We start from the raw sequence: 15837 nt of genomic DNA, 5'->3' as shown, positions 1-15837 counted from the left end.
ATGGCCTAATGTCCCACTGCGGTCGTCAAGGGTTAGTCGTCTGCTCTATCATTTCAGTCAACCTGACTTTGACGAATCCCTGTAAAAATTTCGACTATTGGAGGAATTGAGCCGTCCAATCGCGAATAGTCTCCTACCCAAAACATCTGGGTCTAATCCGGCATCTATGGCGAAGGAGGAAGTCCGATTGGAGATAACAGACGTGCGGCTTCGACGGATGGCGACCGACGGGAAAATGAAGGCGGTGGCCTCGGTGACCCTGGATGGTGAGTTCGTCATACATGATGTAAAGGTTGTAGAGGGACTGAAGGGCTTGTTTGTGGCTATGCCCAGTCGGAAGACACCAGACGGCGAATTTCGTGACGTGGCCCATCCCATTACACCCCAGGCACGGGAACGGATTCAAAAAGCCGTGCTGGACGTTTTTCATTCAGCCTCGTAGTTGGATCAGTGCTAATCCAGGCGGCGCCTTTTAGGGAGGCCGCCTTTTTGTGCGGGAACATGGCGAGGCAAGCGTCAACTTTGGTATGCTAAACTCTGGCATGAGTCGTTGAGTCACCCAGGAGGGATTGGCATGGCAAAGACAGCAGCAATCATACTGGCAGCAGGGCACGGGACTCGCATGCGGTCGGGCCGCGCAAAAGCGTTGCATGAACTGGGCGGGATGCCTCTGGTGATGCACGTGGTGCGTGCGGTAGAAAAAGCTGGCTTGGATTTGCCCTGGGTGGTCGTCGGGTATCAGGCGGAACGGGTAGAAGAAACGTTGGAGGGCCATGCGGAATTTGTACGCCAGCCCGAGATGCACGGTACCGGAGACGCCGTGTTGCATGCTTTAAGTGCCATTCCTGACGAGGTAGAAAATGTCGTAGTGCTTTATGCGGACTGTCCCTTGGTTCCTGCAGCACTTATCAGCGACCTGATCGAGCGTCATCGCCAGGATCAGAGCGCTGCCACCTTGGTCACCACCTATGTGCAAAACCCGACGGGATACGGACGCATTGTGCGCGACGCCGAGGGCGCTGTCGAGGCGATTGTCGAGGAGAAAGAAGCCGATGCGGTGGTTCGCCAGATTCAAGAGATTAACACCGGCATCGGCATTTGGCGTGTTGATGGCTTTCGCCAGTTATTGGCGGGTCTTCCCTTCCACGGGGAAGAGAAGTATTTGACCGATGCGGTCGAGGCCCTTAGACGACAAGGAGCCCGTGTGACCGCCATGGTTTGGGAAGACCCGGCGCAGGTGATGGGGATTAATACCCGTCGTGAGCTGGCTGAGGCGGAAGCGCGGCTCCGCATGGACACCCTTAATCGTCTTTTTGCAGCGGGCGTGACCATTGTAGATCCGGCTACCACCTACATTGACGCGGATGTGGAGATCGGTCAGGACACGGTCATCTATCCCATGACCTTCATTCGCGGTCGCACCAAAATCGGCCGGGAATGCCACATTGGTCCCATGTCCACGGTGGTGTCCAGCCGTATCGCTGACGGTGTGGTCGTGGAGCAAAGTGTCATTGAGCAAAGTGTGATAGCCAGTACTGCTCGCGTCGGACCTTTTAGTCACTTGCGGGCGGGCACCTATTTGGATCGGGATGTCAAGATTGGCAACTTTGTTGAGCTCAAGAACACCCGCGTAGGGATTGGCTCCAAGGCGGGCCACCATTCCTATTTGGGGGATGCTACCATTGGCGGTCGGGTCAATATAGGGGCTGGTACGGTGATCGTCAATTTCGACGGGACCGCGAAACATCCGACGTTTATTGGCGATGAAGCGTTCATTGGCTGCAATTCCAACCTGGTGGCGCCCATTGAGGTCGGACCGGGGGCTTACGTTGCAGCAGGATCCACACTGACGCAAAATGTTCCTGGGGACGCCTTGGCGATTGCTCGCGGGCGCCAAGAAAACAAACCCGGATGGGCGGCGCAAAGGCGCTCTAAAGGTCGAGACGCGTAAAACCCGGGTCAAAATACACCTCAAGAGGAGAACTATGTTCGAGCGCGAAGGAGTCTTAAAAATCTTTACCGGCAACGCCAACCGGCCGTTGGCGGAAAAGATTGTGGAGCATTTAGGCATATCGTTGGGACAAGCGGATGTCGGGCGATTTTCCAATGGGGAAATTCGTGTGCGGCTTTTGGAGAATGTTCGTGGCTCGGATGTCTTCATTGTGCAGCCAACATCAGGACCCGTTAACGACAATTTAATGGAACTTCTGTTATTGATTGATGCAGCGCGGCGAGCCTCGGCACGGCGGGTTACCGCGGTCGTTCCGTTTTATGGCTATGCCCGTCAAGATCGCAAGGAACGCGGACGCGAACCGATTTCCGCGAAACTTGTGGCCAATCTTATTACCACCGCGGGAGCGCGGCGAGTTTTGACGATGGACTTACATGCGCCGCAAATCCAAGGGTTCTTTGATATTCCAGTCGATAATTTGCAAGGTGGGCGCATTTTGTCGGAGGCCATTTATGCCAAGCATTTAGAGAACTTGATGATTTTTTCTCCTGACGCGGGCGGTGTCTATCGCGCCCGGCAGTTGGCCAAGTTCCTGCAAGCACCATTAGGCTTTATCGACAAACGGCGCCCCGAACCGAATGTATCGGAAGTGGTTAACGTCATCGGCAAAGTGCGGGACAAGACCGTGGTGATTGTGGATGACATGATTGATACCGGTGGAACGATTGCCAAAGCTGCCGAAGCTATTATGAATTTGGGGGCGCGTGCTGTGTATGCTGCCTCGACGCATCCGGTGTTGTCCGGCGAGGCCAACCGGGTGCTGGCAGAATCGGTATTCTCCGAAATCTTCGTGACCGATACGATTTTGTTAAATGACCCGCCCCCGCGAACGCAAGTGATTTCGGTGGCGCCGCTATTAGCGGAGGCCATCATGCGGGTTCATGAGGATCTATCGGTGTCCAAGCTGTTTGAATAGCATGGGGAAGCTGTTGGTGGTGGGGCTCGGAAATCCCGGCCCCCGCTATGAGCGGACCCGCCACAACATGGGCTTTATGGTGGCTGACGCCTATGCTGAGTCCCATGGGTTGGCCTTTAAGCGCAGCCGTTTTGGTCTCTTGGCGGAGGCCTCCTGGGGCTGGATTTTAAAGCCTGGGACGTTTATGAATCTATCGGGACAGGCCGTCGGTCCGTTCGTGCAATATTATCGCCTGATGCCGCAAAATGTGTTGGTGATCGCGGATGACCTCGATCTGCCGTTGGGGACCTTGCGCATCCGGCGGTCGGGCTCCAGCGGCGGACACAATGGGCTGAAATCGATTATCGCGGCCATGGGCACGGAGGAATTTGCCCGCATGCGTCTTGGCATTTCGCGCCCGCCGGCAGCCATCGCCGTCATCGACTGGGTTTTGATGCGCTTTGGTGAATCGGAGGTAGCGGTGGTGGAAGCGGTGCTCGGGCGTGCCCAAGAGGCGCTGGACGCCATCCGATCCGATGGATTAGACCGGGCGATGAGTCGCTTTAATGGCTAAGCCAGTCAATGCTGGGGAACACTCGGGGACAAAGGCGTTTTTGCCCCTGAGGAGGCATTGCATGGTCCGCTACGTTTGTCGGCATTGCGGTCGGCGCATGGGTCAGTTTCCGGGAGATTGGCGAGATCCGGTGTTGGGACTGGCTGCGCTGACGCCAGAAGAGCAGGAAGAATTTGTGCAATTGGATGATCGCGGTGAAACCGCCACCGTGAAAATTTTGTGCGACTATTGCCTGCCCGTGCCGTGGGACGACAACCTATGGTATAACTAGAGAAAATACCACGGGCTAGCCGCACTAGCCCGTATTTGGTGTTCGGGGATGGTTCGCGTGAACGCATCAAGTCTACAACAACTGCTGCCATTATGGTCCGCCTATGAACCGTACCAAGAGCTCATCGCCCGGCTTGAACAGGGACGTGTGCATGCCCAGGTAAGCGGCTTGTCCGGATCTTTGCCCACGTTCGTGGCGGCCGCCATCACGCGAGACCTGGATCGGCCGATTTTGATTGTCACACCCGGATTTCAAGAGGCACGCCGCATGGAGGCGGAAATTCTATCGTTTCGCTCGGATGCTCCCGTCTATCTTTTGCCGCCAAGGCCCCACGTCGTGGGCGATGTCCGGGCGGAGAGCCACGAGTGGTATGCGCGCCGTCAGAAGGCCTTGTTTGAGGCGGGACGGGATCCCCGGGCGGTTTTGGTGGCGCCGGTAGAGGCCGTGCGCCAGCGGCTAGTGCCGCCTCCCAAAACGCAGTTAACCTTAAAGCCTGGCGACACCCTTGAGCCGGCACAGTTGGCGGATAAATTGGTCCAAATTGGCTACCAGCGGGAGCCGGAGGTCTCCGATGAAGGCCAGTTCGCCTGGCGCGGCGCCATTATGGACATCTTTTTGCCTGGTGGACCGGCTGTGCGGATCGAATGGTTTGATATCGAAGTCGACTCGGTCCGCATTTTCGACCCGGCTACGCAGCGTACCGTCTCGATGGAACCCTCGGTGACCGTTGGCCCGGCCCGGGAATTGGTGTGGAGTGACGAGGCGCGCCGGCACGCTATTGATCGGTTGTCCCTAGAGTCTGAGGAAGTGATAAAGAATCTCCAAGCGGTGGGTAAGTTCGATGACGCGTCGCGGGCAAAGGAGCGCTACGGCCGATATTTGCATGATCTGGCGGAGTCGCGCAGCTTCCCTGGCATCGAGCGCTACAGCGCCGCCTTTTATCGTCCCGAGGCCATCATCCAGGTGTTCTCTCGCCGTCCCGTTATCTTATATCATGATTTGCCCCGCATCCTGGAGGCGTGGAAGGGACTGGATGCCTCGGATCGATTGGAGCAGGAGCGCCGGTTGGAGCGCGGCGACTTTCTTCCCATGGAAGCTGACATGGTTATTACGGAAGATTTATGGACGCAGGAGTTCAAGGCGCATGCCGACGTCTCCTTGTCCTTGCTGCCGCATTCCCATGGATCAGTCGGCTTTTCCCTCAGCCTTACAGGTCGGCCAGCACCCCGGGTGCATGCCCAGGCGGACTTGCTAAAATCCGAACTCGTGCGCTTTCGCAAGGCCCGCATGAAAACCGTGCTGGTGGTGCGCGATCAGGAGAGCGCCCGCGTGATGTTGAATCAGGTCATTGATCTCGATCTTCCCGTAAGGGAAGGGTTGGGGATCGCGGGCGAGGCCAGCGTGTTGACAGGGCAGCTATCGCATGGATTTGTTCTAGCCGAGTTGGGGTTGGCCGTTCTCGCGGAGACGGAGCTGTCAGGTCGTGAAACGGCGCCGCGCGTGGCCCGGCGAGAACCCCGGGCGCGCATCCGGCTCAACGAGCTTAAACCCGGCAATTTTGTTGTACACGTAACCCATGGGATCGGCCGATTTTTAGGCATCAAGACGCTGGAGATTCAAGGTCAGCACAAAGATTATTTACACGTGCAATATGCCGGCGAGGACACCTTATATGTGCCGGTCGATCAGCTGAGCTTGGTACAGAAATATGTGGGGGTGGAAGGTCAGGAACCCCGACTGTCGAAGATGGGCGGTCAGGAATGGCACCGTACCAAGGAAAAGGCGCGCGCATCCGTCAAGGAAATGGCGGAAGAGCTTATCCGCCTTTATGCCGTGCGGGAATCCCGACCGGGTTTTGCGTTCGGACCTGACATGCCCTGGCAGGCCGAATTTGAGGCGGCGTTCCCCTATGAGGAAACCCCGGATCAGTTGAAAGCGATCGAGGAAATCAAGCGTGATATGGAGCGGCCCCGGCCCATGGATCGGCTGCTGTGCGGCGACGTGGGCTACGGTAAGACAGAGGTGGCGTTGCGGGCAGCTTTCAAGGCCATCATGAATGGAAAGCAGGTTGCCTTTCTGGTGCCGACGACGCTTTTGGCGGAGCAGCACTACATGACCGCCAAGGCGCGCATGGCCGGCTACCCCGTAACGGTCGAGGTGTTGAGCCGGTTTAGGACACCGAAGCAGCAAAAGGATATTCTGGAGCGTTTGAAAAAGGGGCAGGTTGACCTTTTGGTGGGAACGCACCGGCTCTTGGCAAAAGACGTGGTCTTTCAGGATTTGGGACTTTTAATTGTGGACGAAGAGCATCGTTTCGGGGTGGCCCATAAGGAGCGCATAAAGGCTTTGCGGGAGAATGTGGATGTCCTGACGTTAACGGCAACCCCCATTCCACGCACATTGCATATGGCCATGATTGGTATTCGCGACATGAGTGTGATTGAGACGCCACCTGAGGATCGGCTGCCCGTGGAAACGGTGGTTGTGGAGTATGACCCTGCGCTGGTCCGTGAGGCAATTCGCCGCGAACTCGACCGTGGGGGGCAAATTTATTACGTACAAAATCGCATCATGGCAATGGACCGAACCGTCGAACGGCTGATGCGCATGTTTCCCGATTTGCGCTTAGCCGTTATTCACGGACAGATGGACGAAAACCGCATTGAAGATGTTATGGCGCGCTTTATCGATCAGGAATACGATGTGCTGCTGGCGACTAACATTATTGAATCGGGCCTTGATATTCCGAATGCCAATACCTTAATTGTGGAGGACGCTGATCGCATGGGTCTCGCCCAGCTCTATCAGTTGCGCGGCCGGGTGGGCCGTTCCTCCCGGCTGGCGTACGCTTACTTTACGTTTAAGCCTGATAAGGTGCTGACGCCTCAAGCCGAAAAGCGGCTGGAAGCGATTCGCGAGTTTACGGAGCTCGGCGCCGGCTACCAGATTGCGTTGCGGGATTTGGAAATTCGCGGAGCCGGCAACCTTTTAGGATCCGAGCAACATGGCTTCATTGCCTCGGTGGGCTTTGATCTCTACACCGAAATGCTGGGGCAAGCGATCCGCGAACTCAAGGGCGAGACGGCTCAAGAAACGCCGGATCCGGCCCTTGAGATTGAGGTTGACGCCTATCTGCCCGACGATTTCGTGCCTGACCCACGCCAAAAGATTGAAGTGTATAAACGCCTCGTGTCCGCCAGAACCTTAAAAGAGGTCGAGGATTTAGCGGAGGAGGCGGAAGATCGGTTTGGACCGCCTCCTGAGCCCGTCCTGCGGTTGATTCAATTGTCGCGGGTGCGGGTGTTGGCCAAGGAGTTGCGGTTGACGGCGGTGGGCCATCGCCGCGATCGGCTGGTCATTCGGGGTACCGGCGAGAGCTTGATCGGGCCCGATGCCATCCGGCGGCTGGCAAGCCAGTTTCCTGGGCGGTTAGTGCCTGCCAGCAACCGAGCGCCGGAATTGGGTATCAAGATGCCGCCGAAGGCCACCGCCCTCGATCTGCTGGATACGGCCCAAACCGTATTGAGCATTATGAAGGGGGACCAAGACGGTGCAAGCGACCAACCCGAGACGTGCCGTGTTGTGGCTCGCGATCGCCGGCCCTAGCCTGATTGCGGGAGGCTGCGGGGCCGGTTCGCAGAGCAGCAAAACGGTGGCCATAGTGGGACATACGCCGATTACGGAAGGCGATTTGAATCAGGCGCGGGCTGCCAGCCAAGTCGTGCAGGGGGTACGCCTCGACGACGCGCCGGCTGTTACCAAAAGCCAAGTGACGGCACTCGCCCAGCAGCAGGCTGTCATCGCCTGGGCGCTGAATCATGGGGTAATCACCCGCTCGGCGGCCTCACACGTGGCCCACCAGGTCATCCAAAAGCAGATTGCGCCTCAAGCTGGGGGGACGGCGGCGTTGAGTCGGCGACTGTCCCAAAACGGCCTGACGATGAGCCAGTTTCAAGCCTACGTCAGTCAACAGATGATTCTTCAAGCCGCCTTTCAGCGCGTTACCGGCAAGGTTTCCATGCCCACCACGGCAGACGCATACAGCTACTACTTAAAAAACAAGGCCTTCTATGTGTCTCCTCCCGAAGATCTCGTACGCGATATTCGGGTAAAAACCCATGCCGAGGCGACGGGCATTCTCGCTCAATTAAAACATGGGGCCAATTTCGCGGCCTTGGCGGCGCGCGATTCTCAAGATCAGTACAAGCGTCAGGGTGGCAGCCGCGGCTGGGTGCAGCTTGGGGCATCGTCAGCCCTGCCCAAAACGTGGCTGAATACGGTGATGTCTCTAAAACCTGGGCAAATGAGTATAGTCAAGGGACCTTTGGGCTACTCTATCATCGAAGTTCAAGCATCTCGAGCGGGGGCAGCGATACCGTTTAGCGCCGTCGAGCCAGCGATTAAAGCCGAAATGGTTCAGTCCGCTAAGGAAAAAGCATTCGACACTTGGGCGGCTGGCTTAATGAATAGCGAGAAGGTACGGCTTTTTGTGAGCTGACTTCTACCATTCGGTAAAACTGGAAAAAACGCATAATCGGCGCGGCGCCTCGATATACTACCTCTGAAGATGCGAAGAGAAAGGGGGCGCTCGTTTGAAGGCTACGGGAATCGTCCGCAGAATCGACGATTTGGGCCGCGTGGTGATCCCAAAAGAAATTCGCCGAACGCTAAGGATCCGGGAAGGGGATCCACTCGAAATTTTCGTCGATCGGGACGGCGAGGTCATTCTCAAAAAATACTCCCCAATTGGAGAGCTGGGCGACTTCGCCAAGGAGTACGCAGATTCGTTATATGAAGCCATCGGACATATTGCGCTCATCGCCGACCGCGATGCGGTCATCGCGGTGGCAGGGGCACCCAAGAAGGAGTTCTTGAACAAGTCTTTAGGCGCACTTGTCGAAAAGGCTATGGAAGACCGTAAAACGCTCTTCTTCAACCGTGGCGATCATCGCCCCAAGGGGAGTGTCATCGGAGACGACGACGAAGACAAGTTCGTCGCTGAAGTGATTTCGCCGATTATAGCCGAAGGTGACCCCATTGGGGCGATCATTATTTGTAGTCGGGAACCCGACGCCAAGATGGGAGATATGGAGATTAAATTGGCGGAGACGGCTGCGGGCTTCCTGGCCAAGCAAATGGAGCAATAGGAGACGTTCTCCACAATACACCTTGGGAGTCCGCAATGATCTCGCCGCAGGGTCATTGCGGTTCTTTTCCGTCTAAGGAACGCGACGAGGCCACTCGGCGACCACCTCTGTTCCCCGTCCCAACTCGCTTTCTGCCCGGATTGTGCCAGCATGCGCGTCAATGATCCACCGGGCGATAGCCAGCCCCAGACCGCTGCCCGGTGCGAGCCGTGATGCCGTTCGGCTGCGATAAAAGCGGTCAAAGAGATGGGGCAGATCTTCTTTGGGAATCCCCGATCCGGTGTCGGAAACCCGTACATGGACGGTCTCGTCTAGAACCCGGACCGCGAGTTCCGCCCGGCCTCCCGGATGATTGTATTTCAAGGCATTATCCAACAGAATAATGAGCAATTGCCGGACAAAGGTCGGGTCAGCCACAATGACCGGGTTAGGGCCGGTTTTCTTAGCGTCCAGTGTGACGCCGCGCTCTTCCGCAAGCGGGGTGAGCGCTGCGATCACATCATCTGCTAAATCGAAGAGGTTGAGCTCACTCGGCTGGATCTCCGTACTGCCCGATCCGACGCGAGCCAACGCGGCCAAATCGTGGGTGAGGCGGGTAATGTAGTCCACTTCGGAAATCACGTCGCGAATCGCATAGTCAACATTTGACCGCTCTGTTTCCTGCAAGGCGAGCTCTAACGAAGACTTGACGATCGTAAGCGGGGTGCGCAATTCATGCGAAACATCCTGGACAAAGGCGCGTTGACGACCAAGCGCTTCCCGAATGGGGCCCAGCGAACGCCCGGACAGCCACAATACCAGCACAACAATCAAGGCGGCCATAACCAGACTGACTTCCGCGTCCACCGCCAATAGGCCGCGCATCACAGACGTCAACCGACCCATCGAATAGGCGCTCTGCAGGGCTCCTAGGTAGCGGCCGTCGTTCCAAACAGGCTTCGAACCAATCATGACGCGATACGATTGGTATCGGGCCACCGCCCAGAGGGTGCTATGCGTATGGGGCATCTGGGACAAGAGAGCACGGTTGGGCAGGATGGTGCTGGATGGCGCCGGAAATCCATACAGCGTGGGCATCGTGCGGATGGTCTTTCCTGCCGCGTTGAATTGCCACGTCGCGACCCGCGGTAAACTGTCGCCCGGGTGATTGATTTCTCCGTCTTGATCTGGAGGGAGGCTGGGGGGAACAGAATCAGGCAATCGATCACTCCAGACATGTTGGATGGTCGCTTTGGCCTCACTGTAAAAGTGATACTGCAGCACTTCATAGGTGAGCCCTACCACAACAATGTCGAAGACCAAGAAAGCGATGGCAAAGCTCAGTGCCATCCGCCATTGGAGCCGGCGCAGCAAGCGCGATTCGGTGGTGGGGGCGGAGCGCCTCATCCGCGAATCACGTAGCCAAACCCCCGCGCTGTTTCAATGGCGGGACCATCGGCGGCTCGAAGCTTTTTTCGAAGTCGGGCAATGACGCGGTCGACCACATTCGCAATTGGGTCTGCCTCGGTAGACCACACGCGATCAAGGATTTGCTGACGTGACAGCACAGTGTTTTTGTTGCGCATCAAGAGATCTAGAACCTGAAATTCTTTGGGCGTTAAATCTAACGCGCGGCCATGGCAATACATGGTGTTGCCGCGGCGGCTGACTGGGCCCACCGTTATGTCGTTGGTATCTTGGAAAGTCTCACTGCGACGGGACAGCGCATCAAGCCGGGCCAATAGTTCCTGAAAGGCGAAGGGCTTGGTTAGGTAGTCATCTGCACCGCTTCTGAGTCCGGTCACCTTGTCATCCACGGTGTCACGGGCCGTCAGCATCAGGATCGGGAAGCGATCACCCCGATCGCGCATGGTTTCAATGAGAGTAAACCCATCCATGTCAGGCAGCATGACATCGACGATGGCGGCATCGTAGTGACCGTCTGCCGCCAACATTAATGCGTCCTCGGCGGTATGGGATACATCGGCGACGTGTTGCGCTTGCTGCAGTCCTCGGGCCAACAAATCGGCCACGCGTGGTTCGTCCTCGATGACTAAAATTTTCATGCCCAATCTCCCTTAGCGTTCTCATCGTTACTATACCCGAGTTTCCTGATGGTTTGATGACAAGCGCACAACCCCCTGGGGCCCCGGCAGGTTCCGTTTGTCATAAAAAATGACATCTTGCGGTCATAAAGCTGTCACGTGGGGTGGGTAATCTGGTCCCGCCAAAGGAGGTCGATACACATGACAACGGGCGTGAAAAAAGCATGGATCGGGACCGGAGTTGCGATATTGGCCGGTATGGCCGGAGCTTTTGGTATCCTCGGACATGGATACGCGGATGCTGCAACGATTGCCGGAGCTGCGCCAATAAAGACAGCGCATAGCATGGTGCTGAAGCCTAGTACCGTCCACGGGATTCGACTGGGATCGGTCACCGACCAAGTTGAAAATGCCGACGAGACGGCTCTACAGGCGGTGGGGGGTGGGCACGTGGCCGCTGTGCAACGTGCCTAGGGAAGTTCCAGCGTTTGGATTGTTACCGTGCGCCATCAAGGGAATAGCACCAACGTCTGGGTGAACAATTTGACCAATCACGTGATGAAGGAGGCCGCTGGTACGGCTGCGCCAACCGCCATCCATTAAGATCCCATGACCGGATTTTGCCCATGAGCCCCGCAAAAGCAGGGCCATGGGCATTTTGTCATGGTGCCTTTCCCCCATTAATATCTAGAAAACCAATCTAGGAGCCGCGATAGACGGTCCTGGCGCAAGTCGGGCCGTCCCTGGGTGGAAAAGCTATGGGGGCCAGGATAACGTAAAAATTCCGTCGCAACCCCACAGTGCTTGAGCGCGGTGTAATACTGTTCCGCCTGTTCAATGGGGCATCGGCGGTCGTCTTCACCGGCGACCACCTGAGTGGGGGTTTTGACCCGGGGGGCATACGCCAAAGGCGACGCCTTCCATAGCGCATCAACATCGTCAAACGGTGTGGGTCCCACTTCTCCAGGAGCAAACCACCAGCCGATGTCGCTGGTTCCGTAAAAGGACACTAAATTGGTTACCGGGACGACTGTCGAGGCGGCCTTGAAGCGGTCGGTATGACCCACGATCCAGCTAGTCATGAACCCCCCATATGACCCACCGGTGACATACAATCTGTCCGCATCGGCCGCGCCAATTTCGATGAGATGGTCCACCACGGCCATCAAATCCTCCATGTCCTATCCGCCCCAATCACTCCGGACGGCGTTTCGAAACGCTTGCCCGTAGCCCATACTGCCGCGGGGGTTGACTTGGGCCACGACATAACCGTTCTGAACCATGACTTGGGTATCGTAGCGGACATTCTCTCCGTAAGCCCCATGAGGCCCGCCATGCACATAGAGAATGAGCGGGCGGGGCTGCCGCTCCTCCATCCCGGTGACATAGGCGGGTATGGCCATCCCATCCGGACGAGTGATCGATATGATCTCGGTGGGGGTTATTTTCTCCCGAGCCCAGTGATTGACCTCCGTGATTGGCTGTGCGATGCCGTTTTCGCACCAGTATGCCTCATCGAGCGCAGTCAGACTGCCCCCAATCACAACCACGCGCGAACCGTTTGCTGCATATTGGGCCGCAACCGGCGCGGGCACGCCTAACGGTTCAGCCTGGACGCCGTCAACGATCCATACATGCGTCTGGCCTTGTTGTGTTGCGGCGATAGCCACGCCGCTAGTTCCGACGGCCAACGGTCGGATCGGTTCGGGGCCAAATCGGGTGTCGCTGCTGATGCTCTCGCCGACTTCTAGGTCGGGCGGCAAGGGCAGCCGTCGGTTGGTGGGCGCAACTTCATAAAGCTCCTCGATGGTCGCCGGACCAAAGTCTTGTCCGGATGCAAGCGCCACGATGCGGCCATCTCCCAGAACGGTGGGTGCACGCCAGCTTTTCGGGCCGTCTGTCATGCGCTCGGGGGATGCAGAGGCTGTGAGGTTGAGACGATAGATGTCGCTGCGCGGGACGGCCGCGGCTGTCTCGTCGGTTATCCGATCGTAGACAACAAAGCGGCCGTCCGGCGAGATGGAGACTGACGCAATGTCATAAACACTCTCCTCCAGCCGGGTGGTTTGGCCCTGCCCATCAACGTGCCAGAGGCTGATGGGGTGATCGGGGAAGTATCTCTGCCCGTCGTATTGCCACTGCCAGCGCTGGTAGTGGCGTGGCCATTGGGGCTCTTCGGGCGGCGGTTCAGGAGCTCGAGCAAGAACAAGTACTCCGTCGCCGCCAGGAATGGGTTTTACCATGGCAAGGTCCCAAAACTTGGGTCCTACCGGTTCGGCTTCACCGCCTTCCCAGGGGAGGCGCATGAGGCGCTGGCCGCGGTCGTCTTGCGAGCGGATGAACCACAGAAAACGTCCATCTGCCGAAAAAGCCGGATGTGCGTCCTTGGGGCCCCCAGTGAGGAAGCGCGCGGGAGTACCCGGGCCGGCCACCAATAGGCGACTTTCATACGATTTCTTGTCATTGGCTACACGCTTATAAACCATGACTACAAATGCGTCAAGCGGATGAATGACCGGATGCGTCAGTGATACGATGCGATCAAGGTCGTGAAGATCGAATCCCATGGGAAGCCTCCCGAATTTGGTATTTAGCCCCAGTTTAACGCAAAAAGGTCGTGGCCGATCGTCTAGAAGAAAAGGCTCGTTGCGGACCCTAATAAAATCGTCAGGGTGGCCAATAATCGCAAGGTGCGGGGCGACGAACGCTGGGCCCAACGAGCCCCTGCCATACTCCCGATGAGCGACCCCAGGCCAAGCGGCAAGGCGTGGGATGGCGACAAGAACCCCTGATGCACCTTCATAAGAAAGGTTGCCAACGCAATAATGAAAATGGCCTGGAGGGTGGTGGCGGCAACCTGACGGTAGGGAAGTGGCGAAACCCAGAGCAGCAGGGGAATGAGCAGATAGGATCCGGGCATCCCGGTAACGCCAGAGGATGCGGCTACCAGCATCGTCGCGGCGAGGATCCGGCGTTCCGGAATGGCTGCCGTGACGCTCCGGCCCTCTCGAGGATGGGGAGCTGCCCAGAGGCACAGGACGGCTGTGAGTGCCATGAATGCGTCGAGGGAGACAATCGGTGACGGCGTCCAACGGGATGACCAGATTGCCATGACTACGGCTGTCGTCGCTCCCACGATTCCCATTTTCCACGCCAAGCCCCCCAGCACCAGACCCTTTTTTCGTTGGATTCGTGCGCCGTTGCCAGCAGCCAGAGCTGCGGCCATGGCGGCCAAGGTGCTAATTTCGGTGGGCGGCCAGTCAATGATCCCGAGATGGCGTAGGAAGAGGAGGACCGGCACCATCAAGACGGCGCCGCCTAAACCGGCTCCGGTCGCCAGCGCAGCGACCCCAAGTGCTAGGAGGAAAAGCAAACTATCCACGTGGGCCAACAGCCCAAGATGCGGTCCCACCCAAAGCCCTAAATCGAGGCCAAGGAGGATAAGACCGCCGATGAGGAGGCGCCGTGGAACCCAGAGTTTTCCGATCATGGCACTATCATGCGCGGTCTGTCCCGTCTTATTCCGTGCGACCTGGTCGTGTAATATGAAAGCAAATGCGTGAAAGGAGCAGTGTTGTGGAACGGGATGGGTCGTATACCTGGTTTGAGCGGGCTAAGTCGGTCATCGCGGGTGGAGTCAATTCGCCAGCGCGATCCTTTCGAGCGGTTGGGGGCGATCCGCCTGTTGTGATGGACCGGGGGGAGGGTGCTTGGCTCATCGATGTGGATGGCAACCGCTACATCGATTATTTGGCCGCCTTTGGCCCGCTGATCTTGGGCCACAGTCACCCCCAAGTGGTGGAGGCGGTGCGCCAAGCCATGGCGGAAGGACCCCTTTTGGGGACACCCCATCCGTCCGAAATTCGCCTCGCCGAGGAGTTGGTCCGGGCGGTGCAGGGACTAGAGCAAGTGCGGTTGACCACCACCGGCACGGAGGCGGTGATGTCGGCGGTGCGTCTTGCCCGTGCCTTTACGGGCCGCACCAAAGTCATCAAATTTGAAGGTGCCTATCATGGGCACAGCGACGCAATGTTGGTCAAAGCCGGTTCTGGTGCATCGACGATCGGGACAGCCGATAGTTTAGGGGTCCCGCAAGGGGTAACCCAGGACGTGGTCAGCTTGCCATATAACGATATTGAGCGGCTTGAGGAGGTTCTTAGTCGAATTGGCGATCAGGTTGCCTGTGTGCTCACGGAACCCATCGTGGGCAATATGGGGATTGTCAATCCGGCACCGGGTTACCTGCAAAAAATGGCGGATCTGACCCACAAGGCCGGCGCTTTATTAATTTTTGATGAAGTCATTACCGCCTTTCGCTTTCACTATGGCTCAGCCGGCGCGTTGCTGGGCGTCATACCTGACCTCTACGCCATGGGCAAGATTATTGGCGGGGGACTTCCCGCTGGAGCTTACGGAGGCCGCAGGGACATTATGGACTACGTGGCTCCCTTGGGCGGTATGTTCCAAGCGGGCACATTGGCTGGAAACCCGCTCTCTTCCGTCGCGGGATTGGCTACGCTTCAGGTGTTGCGGGAAGAGAACCCCTACCCACGCATGGATCGATTGGCCAATGATTTGGCCACCGCTCTCTTGCATTTGGCGGCTCGGCATGGCCTGGTGGCGTCCGTCAATCGGGCGGGGTCGGGCTTTACTCTCTTTTTTGGAACCGAAACCGTCCAAAACTATACCCAAGCGCAACAAGCAGACGCCGGACAGTTCGCGGCGTTTCATCGTTTGATGCTCAACGAGGGCGTGTACCTCGCGCCCAGTCGTTATGAGGCCTGGTTTGTGTCGGCGCAGCATGGCCCTGATGAGATTGAGCGTACCGTACAGGCAGCCGACCGGGCCATGGCCCATATCATGCAGGGCTAGTCTTTTTTAGGGTCTCCCGGACATATCCATGGGTTAGAGGATA

At 57.5% G+C, this 15837-nt stretch carries 13 protein-coding genes and 1 pseudogene; 10 read left to right on the top strand and 4 right to left on the bottom strand.

Annotation, left to right across the window (positions count from 1 at the left end):
• Positions 1–187 precede the first annotated feature (187 nt).
• From spoVG to spoVT, 8 genes are all read left to right on the top strand, one after another.
• Entirely contained in the window at positions 188–442 is a 255-nt protein-coding gene (gene spoVG / locus HIJ39_RS04000; RefSeq protein WP_169096952.1) for a septation regulator SpoVG, read from the top strand.
• A gap of 132 nt (positions 443–574) precedes the next feature.
• On the top strand, positions 575–1951 hold the full coding sequence (gene glmU / locus HIJ39_RS03995) for a bifunctional UDP-N-acetylglucosamine diphosphorylase/glucosamine-1-phosphate N-acetyltransferase GlmU (RefSeq protein WP_169096950.1): 1377 nt from the start codon (positions 575–577) through the stop codon (positions 1949–1951).
• Between the two features lie 34 nt (positions 1952–1985).
• Complete coding sequence (locus HIJ39_RS03990; RefSeq protein WP_169096948.1) at positions 1986–2927, top strand: ribose-phosphate diphosphokinase; 942 nt, start codon at positions 1986–1988, stop codon at positions 2925–2927.
• Position 2928: 1 nt separating this feature from the next.
• Positions 2929–3480, top strand: coding sequence for an aminoacyl-tRNA hydrolase (gene pth / locus HIJ39_RS03985; protein ID WP_169096947.1), 552 nt, complete (start codon positions 2929–2931; stop codon positions 3478–3480).
• A gap of 61 nt (positions 3481–3541) precedes the next feature.
• The gene (locus HIJ39_RS03980; RefSeq protein ID WP_169096945.1) at positions 3542–3751 is read left to right on the top strand and encodes an anti-sigma-F factor Fin; all 210 of its coding nucleotides are present in this window, start codon (positions 3542–3544) and stop codon (positions 3749–3751) included.
• A gap of 48 nt (positions 3752–3799) precedes the next feature.
• Positions 3800–7357: a transcription-repair coupling factor gene (mfd, locus tag HIJ39_RS03975; RefSeq protein WP_169096943.1), complete on the top strand. Its 3558-nt coding sequence runs from the start codon at positions 3800–3802 to the stop codon at positions 7355–7357.
• The gene (locus HIJ39_RS03970; RefSeq protein WP_169096941.1) at positions 7302–8249 is read left to right on the top strand and encodes a peptidylprolyl isomerase; all 948 of its coding nucleotides are present in this window, start codon (positions 7302–7304) and stop codon (positions 8247–8249) included. The genes mfd and HIJ39_RS03970 overlap by 56 nt, the downstream gene beginning before the upstream one ends.
• A gap of 94 nt (positions 8250–8343) precedes the next feature.
• The gene (gene spoVT / locus HIJ39_RS03965) at positions 8344–8898 is read left to right on the top strand and encodes a stage V sporulation protein T (RefSeq protein WP_169096939.1); all 555 of its coding nucleotides are present in this window, start codon (positions 8344–8346) and stop codon (positions 8896–8898) included.
• A 72-nt stretch (positions 8899–8970) separates the two neighbouring features.
• Here the strand turns inward: spoVT and HIJ39_RS03960 are convergent, their stop codons facing one another.
• Both HIJ39_RS03960 and HIJ39_RS03955 read right to left on the bottom strand, forming a co-directional pair.
• Positions 8971–10284 (bottom strand): sensor histidine kinase, encoded by a 1314-nt coding sequence (locus HIJ39_RS03960; RefSeq protein ID WP_169096937.1) that lies wholly within the window; start codon positions 10282–10284, stop codon positions 8971–8973.
• The gene (locus tag HIJ39_RS03955; RefSeq protein ID WP_169096935.1) at positions 10281–10943 is read right to left on the bottom strand and encodes a response regulator transcription factor; all 663 of its coding nucleotides are present in this window, start codon (positions 10941–10943) and stop codon (positions 10281–10283) included. Before HIJ39_RS03955 ends, HIJ39_RS03960 begins: the two co-directional genes overlap by 4 nt.
• A 180-nt stretch (positions 10944–11123) precedes the next feature.
• Between HIJ39_RS03955 and HIJ39_RS03950 the strand changes: the two genes are divergently transcribed.
• Positions 11124–11396: a hypothetical protein gene (locus HIJ39_RS03950; protein WP_169096933.1), complete on the top strand. Its 273-nt coding sequence runs from the start codon at positions 11124–11126 to the stop codon at positions 11394–11396.
• Between the two features lie 206 nt (positions 11397–11602).
• Here HIJ39_RS03950 and HIJ39_RS24870 read toward each other — a convergent pair.
• Both HIJ39_RS24870 and HIJ39_RS03935 read right to left on the bottom strand, forming a co-directional pair.
• A pseudogene (locus HIJ39_RS24870) lies at positions 11603–13165 on the bottom strand (S9 family peptidase).
• Positions 13166–13551: 386 nt separating this feature from the next.
• Positions 13552–14412, bottom strand: a complete 861-nt coding sequence (locus HIJ39_RS03935; protein WP_169096927.1) for a sulfite exporter TauE/SafE family protein — start codon at positions 14410–14412, stop codon at positions 13552–13554.
• 86 nt (positions 14413–14498) lie between these two features.
• Between HIJ39_RS03935 and hemL the strand changes: the two genes are divergently transcribed.
• Positions 14499–15794, top strand: a complete 1296-nt coding sequence (gene hemL / locus HIJ39_RS03930; protein WP_338055066.1) for a glutamate-1-semialdehyde 2,1-aminomutase — start codon at positions 14499–14501, stop codon at positions 15792–15794.
• Positions 15795–15837: the final 43 nt, after the last annotated feature.

The organism is Sulfobacillus harzensis, assembly GCF_012933365.1.
In the GTDB taxonomy this organism is placed as follows: domain Bacteria; phylum Bacillota; class Sulfobacillia; order Sulfobacillales; family Sulfobacillaceae; genus Sulfobacillus_B; species Sulfobacillus_B harzensis.
Note: the sequence above shows the minus strand (reverse complement) of the source record. Positions and strands in the feature narration are given on the sequence as shown.